Annotated in this window: 12 protein-coding genes; 6 read left to right on the top strand and 6 right to left on the bottom strand. The window is 35.4% G+C overall.

Annotation, left to right across the window (positions count from 1 at the left end; all coding sequences use genetic code 11):
* Positions 1–39 precede the first annotated feature (39 nt).
* Entirely contained in the window at positions 40–843 is an 804-nt protein-coding gene (locus ACERII_RS01825) for a divergent polysaccharide deacetylase family protein (protein WP_373639727.1), read from the top strand.
* Positions 844–852: 9 nt separating this feature from the next.
* The gene (locus tag ACERII_RS01820; protein WP_373639726.1) at positions 853–1,413 is read left to right on the top strand and encodes a GNAT family N-acetyltransferase; all 561 of its coding nucleotides are present in this window, start codon (positions 853–855) and stop codon (positions 1,411–1,413) included.
* Positions 1,414–1,461: 48 nt separating this feature from the next.
* On the opposite strand, the gene ACERII_RS01815 is transcribed toward ACERII_RS01820, so the two are convergent.
* Complete coding sequence (locus tag ACERII_RS01815; protein WP_373639725.1) at positions 1,462–3,087, bottom strand: M20/M25/M40 family metallo-hydrolase; 1,626 nt, start codon at positions 3,085–3,087, stop codon at positions 1,462–1,464.
* Between the two features lie 92 nt (positions 3,088–3,179).
* The gene (locus ACERII_RS01810; RefSeq protein WP_373639724.1) at positions 3,180–3,422 is read right to left on the bottom strand and encodes a hypothetical protein; all 243 of its coding nucleotides are present in this window, start codon (positions 3,420–3,422) and stop codon (positions 3,180–3,182) included.
* 344 nt (positions 3,423–3,766) lie between these two features.
* Here ACERII_RS01810 and cbpB point away from each other — a divergent pair, with 344 nt between their 5' ends.
* The 3 genes from cbpB to ACERII_RS01795 all read left to right on the top strand — a co-directional run bounded on the left by cbpB (position 3,767) and on the right by ACERII_RS01795 (position 6,786).
* Positions 3,767–4,222 carry a cyclic-di-AMP-binding protein CbpB gene (cbpB, locus tag ACERII_RS01805; RefSeq protein WP_373639917.1) on the top strand — a complete coding sequence of 152 codons (456 nt, stop codon included), beginning with the start codon at positions 3,767–3,769 and terminating at the stop codon, positions 4,220–4,222.
* 140 nt (positions 4,223–4,362) lie between these two features.
* Positions 4,363–5,379 (top strand): NADPH dehydrogenase NamA, encoded by a 1,017-nt coding sequence (gene namA, locus ACERII_RS01800; RefSeq protein WP_373639723.1) that lies wholly within the window; start codon positions 4,363–4,365, stop codon positions 5,377–5,379.
* A gap of 402 nt (positions 5,380–5,781) precedes the next feature.
* Positions 5,782–6,786 carry a C39 family peptidase gene (locus tag ACERII_RS01795; protein WP_373639722.1) on the top strand — a complete coding sequence of 335 codons (1,005 nt, stop codon included), beginning with the start codon at positions 5,782–5,784 and terminating at the stop codon, positions 6,784–6,786.
* A gap of 879 nt (positions 6,787–7,665) precedes the next feature.
* On the opposite strand, the gene asnB is transcribed toward ACERII_RS01795, so the two are convergent.
* Both asnB and ACERII_RS01785 read right to left on the bottom strand, forming a co-directional pair.
* Positions 7,666–9,573 carry an asparagine synthase (glutamine-hydrolyzing) gene (asnB, locus tag ACERII_RS01790; protein WP_373639721.1) on the bottom strand — a complete coding sequence of 636 codons (1,908 nt, stop codon included), beginning with the start codon at positions 9,571–9,573 and terminating at the stop codon, positions 7,666–7,668.
* A 197-nt stretch (positions 9,574–9,770) separates the two neighbouring features.
* Complete coding sequence (locus ACERII_RS01785; protein WP_373639719.1) at positions 9,771–9,998, bottom strand: hypothetical protein; 228 nt, start codon at positions 9,996–9,998, stop codon at positions 9,771–9,773.
* Between the two features lie 155 nt (positions 9,999–10,153).
* On the opposite strand from ACERII_RS01785, the gene ACERII_RS01780 reads away from it, so the two are divergent.
* A complete protein-coding gene (locus tag ACERII_RS01780) occupies positions 10,154–11,590 on the top strand; it encodes a phospholipase D-like domain-containing protein (protein ID WP_373639718.1) in 1,437 nt (478 codons plus the stop codon).
* A 100-nt stretch (positions 11,591–11,690) separates the two neighbouring features.
* Here ACERII_RS01780 and ACERII_RS01775 read toward each other — a convergent pair whose 3' ends face one another.
* Entirely contained in the window at positions 11,691–13,376 is a 1,686-nt protein-coding gene (locus ACERII_RS01775) for an ABC transporter permease (RefSeq protein WP_373639717.1), read from the bottom strand.
* Positions 13,377–13,403: 27 nt separating this feature from the next.
* Complete coding sequence (locus tag ACERII_RS01770; RefSeq protein WP_373639716.1) at positions 13,404–14,501, bottom strand: extracellular solute-binding protein; 1,098 nt, start codon at positions 14,499–14,501, stop codon at positions 13,404–13,406.
* Positions 14,502–14,572: the final 71 nt, after the last annotated feature.

Here is a 14,572-nt window from a genome sequence, read left to right as displayed (position 1 = left end):
ATACTAAGAAGACTAACATTTATATTGGAGGTGTTTTCCTTGTACGTTAGAAGAATCTTGTCATGTTTCTGTTGTCTGCTTTTTATTGTAACTAGTTTTGAAGAAGTAATTGCTCAAACTTCTTATGAAGATGGAAAAGTAGCTATTATTATTGATGATTTTGGTGGATATACAGGTGGAGTTACCAACTTTTTTGATAGTGATATCCCAATTACTGTTGCAATAATGCCTTTTTTAGATGCATCTTCAGAGCAAGCAAATATAGCACATGAAAAGGGCTTGGAAGTAATGATACACCTACCATTAGAGCCTAAAAAAGGGAAGCGCTCATGGTTGGGACCTCTACCAATTACTTCTGAGTTAGAGACAGCAGAAGTGAAACGAAGAGTAAAAAAGGCTATTGAGAGTGTTCCCCATGCAAAAGGCTTAAATAATCATATGGGTTCTAAAATTGTTGGGAATGAACGAATCGTCCGAGCTATTTTGGAAGTAGCGAAGGAACACGATTTATACATTGTTGATAGTGGAACTAGCGGAGACTCTGTAATACCCAAAATTGCAAAAGAATTAGATATCCCATTTTCTGTACGTGATTGGTTTTTAGATGATACTCATTCTTCGAGAGATCATGTATATAAACAAATGCTACATGTGTGTGAGCTTGCTAAGAATAATGGGGAAGTTATCGCTATTGGCCATGTAGGTGTAAAAGGTATAGACACATTTAATGGGATTAGTGACGCATTAGCTCATTTCGAAAAAAATAATGTATCAATTGTACCTGCTTCCCATCTACTTAAAACGAAAATTGAAAAAAAACCCGACTCTTTTTGGCAAGAATAAGGAGGAACCATGATAAAGACAACTATGAACTTACAAATGGAAAAATTAATAATGAATGTAGAAGCAAAAGACGGTTCCAACGTTGTTTTGAGGCCTGCAGAGACAAATGATGCATTTGATATTATTAAAAATGTTGAATCCATTATTCAAGAGGGAAAATATATTCAAAAAGAACAAATTCGTACAGTAGAAGAAGAGCAAATTTTTATTCAACAAATGATGGACCAAGATCATATGTATACAGCAGTAGAAATTGATAACGAAGTAATTGGAATAGCAAGACTGATTCGGGGAGAGTTGAAGATGAAACGACATACCGCTCTCTTTCGGACTTGGTTAAGTAAAACAGGTCAAGGAAAAGGATTGGGAAATGCTATCATGGATTACACAATTAATTGGGGAAAAATTCATAACCTACACAAAATATGCCTTACTGTATTTTCGTCCAACAAAGTAGCAAAAAAGTTATACGAAAAATACGGCTTTATTACGGAAGGCATCCAAAAAGAACAAGTATGTATAGATGGAAACTTCGATGATGAAATATTTATGGCCTATTTTTATAGATAAAAGTAAACAAAGGCCAGATTTTGGCCTTTGTTTACTCTGTCTTTAAGATTACAAACTTTGAAACAGATGTTGTATGCTTTTTTTCATTATCTGCGGAAGCTTTTCAAACGTGAATGTTATATTTAAACGCTCCGTCCAGCTATGAGGGTCTTTTCCAATTGGACCAAAGTTAATAACTGGGCAATTCAATTTTCTCATATCTTCTAATGGAAGATCGTATGTAACTTCCCACAAAGGCATATTCTTTGTTAAGGATGAAATATCAGATATTTTTCCTTGTAACGACGTATAGCTCAAGTCTGATAATCCTGGAAAAAACTGTACAGTTTTAATATCAAGATCATAGTCACTTTTCGCAACTTCTATTATATGTGCACTTATATTTTTAACAGTTGTATTACTAGCGGATGAAACATGAGGGTAATACGGTGGCGCATAAAACAAAACAATCATCGGAGCTAATTCTTTAGAAATTGTTGCTATTTCATGCACTATGAAGTAAGTTAATTCTCGGTCATCCCACTTTGGCTCACGAAGTTTTATGGCAATGATTCTCTTTTCTATCTCTTCGTGTCCCACCTTCTCCTTTGCATGCTTAACAAGATCCTCATAAGTGAGTACTCTTATCTTTCTCTCCCTAGGTTTATATTCATTATTATTGGTGTATTTCTCTTCTCTCTCCTTATACCTTTTTACTATTTTATCTGCAGCTATTTTAGCATGTTTCAGCAAGTCCTTTGTAACTTCAGTTGTTGATTTCTCCATAGTTAATAGATTATATATGGAGATTGCTGCATGGGGAATCTGTACAGAATATCCATCTTTCAAATCTTTCTGGCTTAAATTACTTGGAGGAGGCGTTCTCTCATCCCCCACTTGTTCTGAAAGTCCAGGATTTAACTCCATAACTTGGGTCAACACAGACGTCATGAAATTTCCATTTAAACCTGCAAAGGGTTCTCCTACATGTGCTTCTTTCCCATAGCAATAAAAGCCAGGCAACATCTTTCCGACCGATCCTTGATATATATATAGTTGATTGTCTCCGGGATATGATTCAAACATCGGTTCCGTATTCCAGATAAGTTCGTAACGCAGGTCATATTTTTCAGCTAATTGTAATAAAACGGGAGTAGCCGCTCTCATCCCCACGGAATTTACCTCTTCATCGGGAACTGCTAGGAATAAAATATTGCCTTCAAAATGACTTAGTGTAGCCCACTCAATCATAGACATGCAGATCGCAATTCCTGCCTTCATGTCCATGGTTCCCCTACCGAATAGCCATTCCTCGTTCTCCAAGTCGAACTGTACCCTTTCAGGAAGCTCTCGTTTTTGTGCATATAATTTTTCTGTTAATTGTAATGGACGGAATGCCCATTCTTTATATTCTCCATAGTCCTCCACATCCACGACATCTATATGTCCCATCAACACAACTGTTTTCCTCGTATGTCTTTTAGATTTTACCAAGGCGGTAACAATTTTTCTGCCATCCTCTGTTTCATGTGTTTGTAATAATGATTTATTTTTTTGAAAGTACGGTAAAATACGTAACTCTTCTTCCACATAATCCATAATTTCAATCTCTTGCTTAGAACCTGTTATACTTTCTAATTCCGCAAGAGAGACAGTAAGCTGCTGTAATCCTTCTTTTGACTGCCACTTTGTCATATATGTAACCCCACTTTCTACAAGAAACTTATATTATTGTTTCTACAAAGTGAAGGGTAATTCCTTTTTACTACTAAATGAGTATTTGCTGTTTATGGTAATTTACGGAAAGGTAATACCACTGCTGGTTCTTGTTGAATATACGTTTCAACTGTTCTAAATCCTTCCCTTTTTCTTTTCTCAAATGTCTTCTTTGTAATAGGTCTTTTCCTTCCCCATTGTAAAGAAGTAATATCATCCCACGAATCTGAGGTTATCATTTCTTGCTTAAAATAATAGCAGTTTCCAGAAGGGTATTGTTCACAAATGTATTTTACTGTTTGTTTACTATGCACGATCTTCACCTCACCAGTTTTAGTATTGGTGTAGATAGCAAATCATAAACCAACTAGCACTGAAAAAGTACAAATGAACTTTTGCAATACCCTTAGATATAGTGTTGAAGACCATTCTTGTTACATTACAACTCTTACTAAGAAAAAACGTACTTATAGGACTAGTAAAACAACAAAGACAAGCACTAATAATGGAATAACTACATAATATTTATTGTAAGCGTTTACAGTACGGATTGACATTTTACCTTATTCAAACTACCATAGTAATTGGAGTATATTTGTGATCAATCCTATATTTATTTAATGAAAACCAATCTTAAAAAAGAGAGTGTGCATGTATGATGCAAAAACTTGATAACATGAACATTTTGGAAAACTCCATCACACCTTTTCTTATTTCCGTAGAAAAAGTTGCTCATGTTCAACCAAACAACACAATAGAACATGCCCTGTTAATATTAATTAAATCAGGGTACACGTCTATTCCAGTGTTAGATACGAATTTTTCCCTTCACGGATTAATTAGTAAAGCCCAAATTCTTGATTCTATTTTGGGAATAGAACGAATGGAACCTGAACGATTACAAGAAACGAAGGTTGCCGATGTAATGACAACATCTATTGCTCGCTGTAAAGATTCAGAGACGTTTGAAAAAGTATTATCTTATTCGATTAATCATCCGTTTATTTGTGTCGAAGACCAATCTGGAGCATTCCTTGGAATTATTACACGAAGTAAGTTATTAGCTTATCTAAATGGATATTTACATGAAACAAAGAAAAAAGGAAGATACTAACTACTAGAAATAGCGAAGAAAACAGGGTGCAGGGTTATACCTTTTCGCATCCTGTTTTCTTCGTTATTTCAGACAAAAAAATCAATCTGTGCTACATTAATGAAGAGTCATTTTTAAAAGACAAGGAGTTGTTATTTTTAATGGAATCTAAATTATTTTCCCCTTATACGATAAAAAATGTAACGTTAAAAAACAGAATCGTTATGTCACCGATGTGTATGTATTCCTCTCATAACGAAGATGGATTTGTAACAGATTGGCATTACACCCACTACATAAGTCGTGCAGTTGGCCAAGTTGGTTTGATAATGATTGAGGCAACTACCGTCACTCAACAGGGCCAAATCTCTCCTCAAGATTTAGGAGTTTATCGTGATGAGCATGTAGGGGGCCTTGCTAAGCTTGTAAAAGGTATGAAGACATACGGTTCAAAAACAGCAATTCAACTTGCTCATGCAGGTAGAAAGGCAGTTTATAGTGGTGATATTGTTGCACCTTCCTCCATTCCATTTGATGACACTACTAAAATACCAAAAGAAATGACTATCCAGGATATCAAAGAAACAGTGGAAGCATTCAAACTAGGTGCAGAACGTTCTAAAGTTGCAGGGTTTGATATTATAGAAATCCATGGTGCTCATGGCTACTTAATTAATCAATTTTTATCTCCTCTTTCGAACGAACGTACGGATGAATATGGAGGTTCACGAGAAAATCGCTTCCGCTTACTAAAAGAAGTAATTGAAACCGTAAAAACCGTTTGGAAAGGACCGTTATTTGTAAGAATTTCTGCAGATGAGTATCATGAAAAAGGGAACAAAATGGCAGATTTTATTTACTATGCTTCCGAAATGAAGAGACTCGGGGTTGACTTGATCGACTGTAGTACCGGAGGGGTTGTTCGAGCAGGAATTCAACCATATCCAGGCTACCAAGTACGTCACGCAGAAACAATCAAACATGAAGCTAGCATTCCAACCGGAGCTGTTGGCCTTATTTCAACAGGAATACAGGGCGAAGAAATATTACGTAATGACCGAGCGGATCTCATTTTTATTGCAAGAGAACTTCTTCGTGACCCGTACTGGCCTAGAACTGCCGCAAAAGAACTTGGTATCACTATTGATCCACCTATTCAATATGAGCGAGGTTGGTAAGAAAATTTGTTAAGTAGGTGTTAAATTGAGCTACCGGTTTAAAAACGTGTTCGTGTATAAGGAAAAGCGTCAAAGGAGGAGATGTAGATACTACCCTTGACGCTTTTTAATTAGTTACATTTAAAGATGCGAGATATCAATCAGGCGGAATACTCTATCTAGTTTTACATCTTTGAAAGGCTTAATATTCCATTTCCCTCTCGGTTCACCCTCGCTTTTCGTGAGTTTTTGTTGACCTTCAAAATACATCATTGCTTTAATTTTACGAAAAAAGTAAATCTATATAAGAATGGCCTATGAAAAATGTTAGATTTAAGGAACTTTGTTCCTATGATGCACATGATCTTCATGGTAAAATATGAATATACTATTCACTAAATAGAACAAAAGGAGGGTAAGATAGTGACAGCTTTTAATGGGATAATAATTACGTTTCTTACCTTTGCCTTTTTTTTCTTTTTATATTATTTTATTTCATCAAAAAAGAAATTGGTCATTAAAAGTTTACTAGTTTTTCTATTTTCAAGTTCATTAGTAACCTCCGTTTCTATTTTTTATTATGTATCCACAAACAATCTTGTACTGGATATTCCGTTCTTATCGAAACAACTCGTATATTCAGAGGAGTATTCTAAAGAAAACCCAAAATATGAAAACTTTCTAGTCGTAATGAATAACCAAATTGTTGAAAGCTTCATTGAATACAAAGATGGAGTTGAGTACGCTGAGAGCCAACCAGAAGACGTTGCGATTCATTATCGAACAAAAGGTAATATCATATGGCAATCTACAACGAGATTATCTAAAAAAGTGTTGTTAGATGTTCCATTAGTAAATCAATATCCAGAATTGCCTCGAGGATGTGAAGTAACAAGTCTAGCAATGGTGTTACAGTATTATCACTTGAATGCTGATAAATTGACATTAGCAGAGGAAGTAAAAAAAGAAACAACTCCACTTGAGGTTAAAGATGGTAAGATTTATTATGGTGATCCAAATAAAGGCTTTGTTGGAGACATGTATGATTTAAATAAACCAGGCTACGGTGTTTATCATAAACCCATTGAAAGGCTTGCAAAACAATATAAAGGAGATAAAGTTGTAGACATTACTGGGGCAAATTTTGACCATGTATTAGTACAAGTATCCAAAGGCCGTCCAGTATGGATCATTACAAACACAAGATATAAAAAACTACCTAATAGCTCTTTTGAAACTTGGCATACGCCAAATGGAAAAATAGATATTACCTATCACCTACATTCGGTAGTTATTACTGGATTTGATAATGATTATATATATTTTAATGATCCACTTCATGAAACACCTAATAGAAAAAAGGCAAAACAACCTTTTATAGAAGCATGGGAACAAATGGGGAAACAAGCTATATTTATATTAGAATGATGCCCGCATCTCCCCTGAATATGGGCGATATCAAGCCGATTTCACTATCTTCTAATAGCAACTTTGTTGATTTTTATTACATTCCTTCAGTCCACTACTTTCCTGTGGGGATCTGACTAGCATACTGAACGAAATAGCGACTGCATTGATGAATTTGATGGAAATTAAAGAACCAATAAAAATACATGTAAAAGAACCTACTTCTCCTGTGTAGTAGGTTCTTTAGGACTAAAAGTAATTATTTCATCTTCAACTAACGCTGTTTACTCTTAATTGTGCAAAACTGTTGATTCTAGTTTAACATTTACATCGGACCAATGAGGGAATCAGGCAAGATATGTTGAAATAATAAGGGGAGGAAACTTTCCTTAATTAGGAAATGGCACCGAAAATAGTGAAAATAGATGAAAAAATTCCCGCTATATACTTGATAAACATGATAATTTGATTTCTGTGTATGCTTAAAGGGAAAACCTCGCCTTATTTTATACTTTATGAATGCTTAACTTCACTAAAGGCTTAAAGTATAAGAAAAACTAAGGCTTTCGCCATCAAGGACATGGCGATAAGGCAAGTTTTTCTAAGGTATCTTCGGTCACACTCAATGAAGGAGAAAACTTCGTATGCTGCAAAAATCAATTTTCACAATCAAAGTCTTTACTATTTTATCTAGCATAAAATTTTCCATTCTCCTTCAAAAAAATGCAGAATAGGAACGTACTAAACATGAACCAAATAGACGTATATTTACTATGTTTTTTATGATAAAAAAACGAGACAACTTCACTAAGTGAAAATGTCTCGTTTTTGCTATATTTTTTTAGTTTTTCCCTCTAAACGGAACTACTTCACCTTTTGGAAAATCCATTTTATAAAACATTATCGATTCGTTTGCTTTGTTTGTATTTCAAAGCCAGCTAACGTCTCCTTGCTGTCTTTATCTGCGAAATTAATCTTCTTCTCAATATATATTTGGTGCCAAATCATAAAGATAAATACAGTCCATAGCTTTCGACTATAATCTCCTTTATTATTTTTGTGAGCCTCTAACATATTTAATAAATAACTTTTATTAAACAAATAATCTGTCTCACTTGTTTGAATTAATTGAACTGCCCATTCATACCATTCATTTTTTAACCAATGACGGATAGGTACAGGGAATCCTAGTTTCTTTCTCATAAAAATGTGCTCAGGAACAACTTGCTTTAGTGCATCTCGTAAAATATATTTTGTTGTTCCGTTCGCTATTTTATAATCCGTTTGTAGCTGGCTAGCAATTCGGAATACTTCCTTGTCTAAAAACGGAACACGTAGCTCTAACGAATGGGCCATCGTCATTTTATCAGCCTTTACTAAAATATCACCACGAAGCCATGTATGCATATCTATGAATTGCATTTTCCTAACATCATCATAATCTTTAATTTGATCGTAAAAACGTTTTGTCATTTCTGTAGAAGGGTACTTTTTATTGTACGTATAAAGGAATGATGCTTTTTCTTCTTCTGTCATGATTTTAGCATTCCCAAAGTAACGTTCTTCTATTGGTGTACTTCCACGTTCAATAAAGCTTTTGCCTTTCATTCCATCAGGTAATTGCTTAGCAATTGAGTGTAGCATTTTCTTACCAGCGTCTGGAACATAAGAAAATGGCTTTAATGATTGTGGTTCTCGATAGATGTTATACCCACCAAATAACTCATCAGATCCCTCTCCTGATAAAACAACAGTTACATGTTTGCTCGCTTCTCTTGCTACAAAATAAAGAGGAACTGCAGCTGGATCCGCCATTGGCTCATCCATATGCCAAATTATTTTTGGGAGCTCTTGTAAGTACTCTTCCGGACTTATAATATAATCTATATTTTCCACATTAAGAGCTTCTGCTGTTTCTTTCGCCACATCAATTTCACTAAATCCGTCTTGTTCAAATCCCACACTAAATGTTTTAATTTTCGGATTCACTTCTCTAGCTAATGCAACAATTGCAGTAGAATCAATTCCACCAGATAAAAAAGATCCAACAGGCACATCACTTCTCATATGGATTCTTACAGAATCACGTAATGTTTCTAGAATCTTATCTTTTTGGTATTCATAAGAATCCTTCGATGGGGCAAAATGCGGCTGCCAATAAGCTTTTATTTCCATTTTTCCATTTACTTTTTGTTTGATATAATGACCAGGTTCAAGCTTTTGAATCGACTTAACAACTGTTTGTGGCTCAGGATAGTATTGAAATGTTAAATAGTGTTGTAAATATTCAACATTTACTTCTAATTCCTCTTTTTTATCGTAAATAGACTTCGCTTCAGATGCCATGAATAAAGTATCATTTATGATGATGTAAAAAAACGGCTTAATGCCAAAATGATCTCTCGCAGCAAAAATTTCTTGCTCCTGCTTGTCCCAAATTACAAAAGCAAACATTCCACGAAGCTCTTTAACAGCATCTTCTTTCATAATGCTGTATAAAGCTAAGATTACTTCTGTATCTGACTCTGTTTCAAATGACAAGCCTTCTTTTTTTAGCCTATCGCGTATTTCAACATGGTTATAAATCTCACCATTAAAAATAATGATATAACGGTGATTTTCATATGATAATGGCTGATGTCCGTTCTCTAAATCAATAATGCTTAAACGGCGAAAACCTAATTTAATAAAGTCATCTTTATAATATCCCACTGCATCAGGTCCACGATGAGTTATCATAGTGGTGATTTTTTCTAACGATTCATCCGTCGGAAGTGCTCCACCAAAAGATCCAACAAAACCACACATAATACCACTCCTAACGTCAAAATAACAATACTCTTCTGTATGTATTGTAAGTACCATAATAGATTACTATATTAGACAACGTTTTACAATATTTTTGGGAGATTCCATCACTATGATATCTGTATACTAAATGTCCTATAAAATGAATATATATAATGTGGGTATTTTGTTGTTAAATTATACATGGTGATGGTACATTAATGGTGAAGTCTACCCTGATAATACGTATCTCCATTAGTCGTTAACTTATCTAGTATACTAATCTTGTTGGATATTATTCCATTCGCTTCTGTCCACTCCTTTCCTGTGGGGAGTGGCGGAGCCTCCTCGAAGAATTCCGTCCGTCTACAAACTGCCCACGTCCTGTGGGCAACGGCGTCATGTCGCCATCCTGGCTCCGTTCTGGGGTGTTGTCTCACCTTCACTCTACTTCCCACTGGAATTCGTGGACCTACGCTCATTCCATCATTAGTTTATTGTACTAATACACTTCATAACGTATTTTCATCCACTATAGAGCAAACTTTACTTGTATGGAGGTTTATCTCGAAAATAGCAATTTGGTTAAGGAGCGAGCATCGTGAAAAATATTTGGAGAAAAATACTGAAAATAATAATCGGTATCTTTGTAATATACGTAGTATATGCATTTGTTTTTGGAGTAATAATTTTTCGATTTCATCATCCTAATATTAGTTCTTACACAGACAATCATCCTCCTGAGCGATTTTTCAGTGAAACTATATCAAACGATAGAGTTGCACTCGTGGAGGATCGATTTGAAGCAGCAGTTGCACGAATTGATATAATTGAAACGGCAGAGGAAACGCTAGATATCTCCTATTTTACTTTGCACCAAGGTCAATCAACGGATATATTCTTCAGTTCCTTATTAGATGCTGCTGAAAGAGGAGTAAAAGTCCGCCTACTACTTGATGGAATTTTCCATAACTTAACTGGAAACTTAAAAGATATCCGCTATTCCTATGCCCTTCATCCCAACATAGAATTAAAACTTTATGAACCGTTTTCTCTTTTTAAGCCATGGACGTTGAATAACAGACTGCACGATAAATATATGATCGCAGATAACAAAATCGCGATGATAGGTGGTAGAAATATAGGAGACAAATATTTTTCACCAGAAGACAATGAAAGAGTTACCAATGATAGAGATGTAGTCATAATCAATGTTGACAAAAAAGAATCCAGTGTGATAGAAGAAATAAAGGATTACTTTGAATATATCTGGGATCACGAATATACAGAGTATGCCAATAGTTTTCTAACAAACAGACAACTATCAAGAGGAGAAGAGAACATTGCATACCTCCTAAGCTTACGTTCTGAGCTTCTCAGTCAACATCCGGATCTTTACGAGCAATCTATTGACTGGATAAAGAAGTCAGTGGAAACAAACAACATTACATTAATACACAATCCTATTGAACGAATGAATAAAGAACCTTGGGTATGGAAAGAGATTACAAATTTAATCGAAATCTCTTCAGAATCCGTTTTTATCCAAAGTCCTTATATTATCCCTACTGATCCTATGCTTCATCATTTAGAAGGAGACTTGCCTAGCCACAATAATGTCTTTATGCTCACGAATTCTTTAGCATCTACACCAAATGTCCTTGCATTCTCAGGTTATCTAAAGCATAGAGAGGATATAGTGAATGCAAGTATTAATGTATATGAATATCAAGGACCTGGATCGATCCATGCAAAAACTTACTTATTTGATAATAGATTGAGTGTTATCGGTTCCTTTAATCTAGATGCCAGATCTGCTTTTCTTAGCACGGAGACAATGGTTGTTATTGATAGTGAGCCCCTTTCCACCATGTTAATGAAAGAAATTGAGTATATCTATTCAAAAAGCCTAGTTGTTCAACCTGATGGCTCCTATGTTCCAACCCCTTCTTTGCAGGCAACAGAAGCTTCCGCACTAAAGACATTAGGAACTAGAGCACTATCTTTTCTAACACGTTTTTTTGACTATATGCTGTAGATTTTTTCCTGTGTATCGTAAATGACACAAATGATGGTAATACATTTTTTCTAAAAAATCAGAAGGTGTTTCCATGATGAAAACACCTTCTTTGTTCCATTTAATATTTTTTTAACAAGTAGCGTAATGGTAAACATGATACTAAAATAATTAGTAGTGCAGGCGGTGCTGCCAAGTGATAAAACGCTTCGGATGCTTCGAAATATATTCTTACTGCTAGAGTATCAAATCCTGGTGGCCGAAGCATTAGCGTTGCAGGTAGCTCTTTAATAGAACTAACAAAAACAAGTGCACCTCCAGCTAAAACCCCCGGCAATATAGTTGGCATTATTACCTTCACCATTACTTTCCATGGTGGATAGCCTAAACTTCGAGCAGCTTCGTCAATTCTAGGTGATACTAAACTTAAAGATGCCTCTCCTGCTTGCATTGCCTGTGGAAGAAAACGAACAACAAATGCTAAGGCAACCATGTAAAACGTATTATATAAAATCGGAAGATGGTTATTAAATATAAACACAAAGCCTAATGCAACAATTACACCCGGTAAGGCATATCCAGCATAACTTAACTTATCAATAGTAGTAGATATAATTGATGGATAACGGGATTTCAAGTAAATTATTGGCATAGCTAAAACCATGCATAAAATCGCTGCAAAACCCGAGACCTTTATACTGTTCCATGCAAAGCCGAAAAATCTTTCATCTATTGCTCCTCTACCGATACCAATAATCGACCAATAGGTTAGAACAACAATAGGTAATAAAACTGACACTGTAAAAACAACGAGAACGTATAGAATTGTTAATAGCTTCCATTTTCCTAGTGGGAGAATATCAGGTTCTTTATACGTATTTGTTGTTTGATAATATTTATTTTTCTTACGTGTAACAGATTCTAGCCATAATATAACAACTGTTAATACTATTAATACTAAGCTTAATACAGTCGCTGACGCAGTATCAAATCCTGCTCGTTGAAAATAGATAGCAGCTGTAAACGTTACATAACGAAGCATCGCTATAGCACCAAAATCAGATAATACATAAAGCGAAATAAGAATTGCTCCAGCTCCAATCGCAGGTCGTAAAAAAGGCAGGTTTACCTTCCAAAACACTTGCGCTGTTGAAAGTCCTTGAGATCGAGCTACTTCTTCAAAATTTCGATTCATTTTTCGTAAAGATGCACTTGCAATTAAAAAAACATAAGGATATGTAAACATGGTTAAAACAAAAAATACGCCCCAAAACGAATAAATATTAATGGGATATTCACCAAAGGTTGATACAAGCCACGGTGTTTCTCTCCAAGCATCCCGCGCCCATCCACTTGGTCCGAAGATGATAATATATGTTACAGCCCCAACATATGGTGGAATTACTAATGGCAAAGCCAAAAGCCACTGCCACATTTTTCTTCCTGGAACATCCGTTCGAACTACTATCCACGCTAATGAAACACCAATAATTACTGCTAATACTGTAACTGCTACTGTTAAGGACAATGTATTCCATAATAATTGAGGAATCCTTTCATCCAAGAGGCGCATCCATCTGTCTACTCCTGCAAACATGGAACGCCACATTACATAGATAATTGGAATTGACATAATAACCGCTACTAGTAAACCACATAGTAGTAAAACAAATCCTGGTGGATTACCGCGCCAAATATCATACCATTTTCTTCTCATTACATGGAGAAGGGTTGGAGAATTCCTATCTCCAACCTTGGCACTCTTGTTATTATTTTTTTCATGCTTTAAGTTCCTATTTTTTGTCATAATGCCCTCTCCCGGTGCAACATTTCGTTATCTTAGTTCTAAGTCAAGTCCGGATGATTCAATTAACTCTTTTGTTCCTTCAAAGTGATTTCCGAGCTCTTTTAAAGGCATATCCTGTACTTTCAACTCAGTAAATTCAACAATTTGTTCTGCTACTTCTGGTGGGTATTCTACTCTATATTCAGAGTTAATCAATAGTTCCAATGATTCCCCAACAAAAGCAACTTGATTTTCTGGTTTTAATAGCCATTCTAAGAATACTTGTGCATTCGTTTCATTTGGCGAACCCGCTACAAGCCCAACACCAGCTGCATTTACAACTGCGCCCATTTGATCTTCTTCTTGATCGAGATAAATGAAACCAACATTATTATCTTCATCTAATAGCTGTTGGTGGAAATAGTAGTTATTTACAAGTCCAAATGCGTGAACTCCCGCTCCTACTTCCCTACGAATATCACCATGTCCTTGAAATATTCCTGCCGCATTATCTTTAATTGCAGCAATCCATTCCGCAGTTTTCTCATCACCCCACTCGTAGCGAAGTGCTGAAACATGACCTATCATACCACCGTTACCGCCCCGAGTGATTGCATACCCAACTTCGGACCATTTGGGATTAAAAAGATCCTCTATACTTTTTGGCATTTCTTCATATGTTATTAAGTCTTTATTATATATAAATCCTCTCGCTCTTGCTGAGATTGCAAAGTATGCGTTATCATCAGCGCGATATTCAGCGGGGATAGTTTCAATTCCATCTAGATTAGATTCTGCTAGTAAGCCTTGGTTGTGTAAATACCCCAATGCACCCAGATCATTAGAAATAAATATATCAGCTTGTACGTTATTAGCTTGTTCCTCTAGTTGTAATGGATCGGCACCATGAAGTGCTCTTACTTCAATTCCAGTATTCTCTGTAAACTTATCAAGTAATGGTTGTACAAAGTTTTCATTACGAGAAGAGTATACTACAAGTTCACCACTTAATTCTACTGATTCGTCGCTATGATTTCCTGTTTGCATATTTTCGGCGTTTTCATCATTATTTGCTCCACACCCTGTTATTATTAATAATGAAACAAAGATGATGGAGAATAGCATTCCTTTTACGATTCTACTCATTCTCTTCCCCCCTATACTGGTTTTTAGTGATAATGATTATCACTAATAAATATAAATATATTTTGATTATG

The organism is Evansella sp. AB-rgal1 (assembly GCF_041820985.1).
Lineage (GTDB): Bacteria > Bacillota > Bacilli > Bacillales > Salisediminibacteriaceae > Evansella.
The sequence above is the reverse complement of the archived record's forward strand: the minus strand, read 5'-3'. Positions and strand labels throughout refer to the sequence as shown.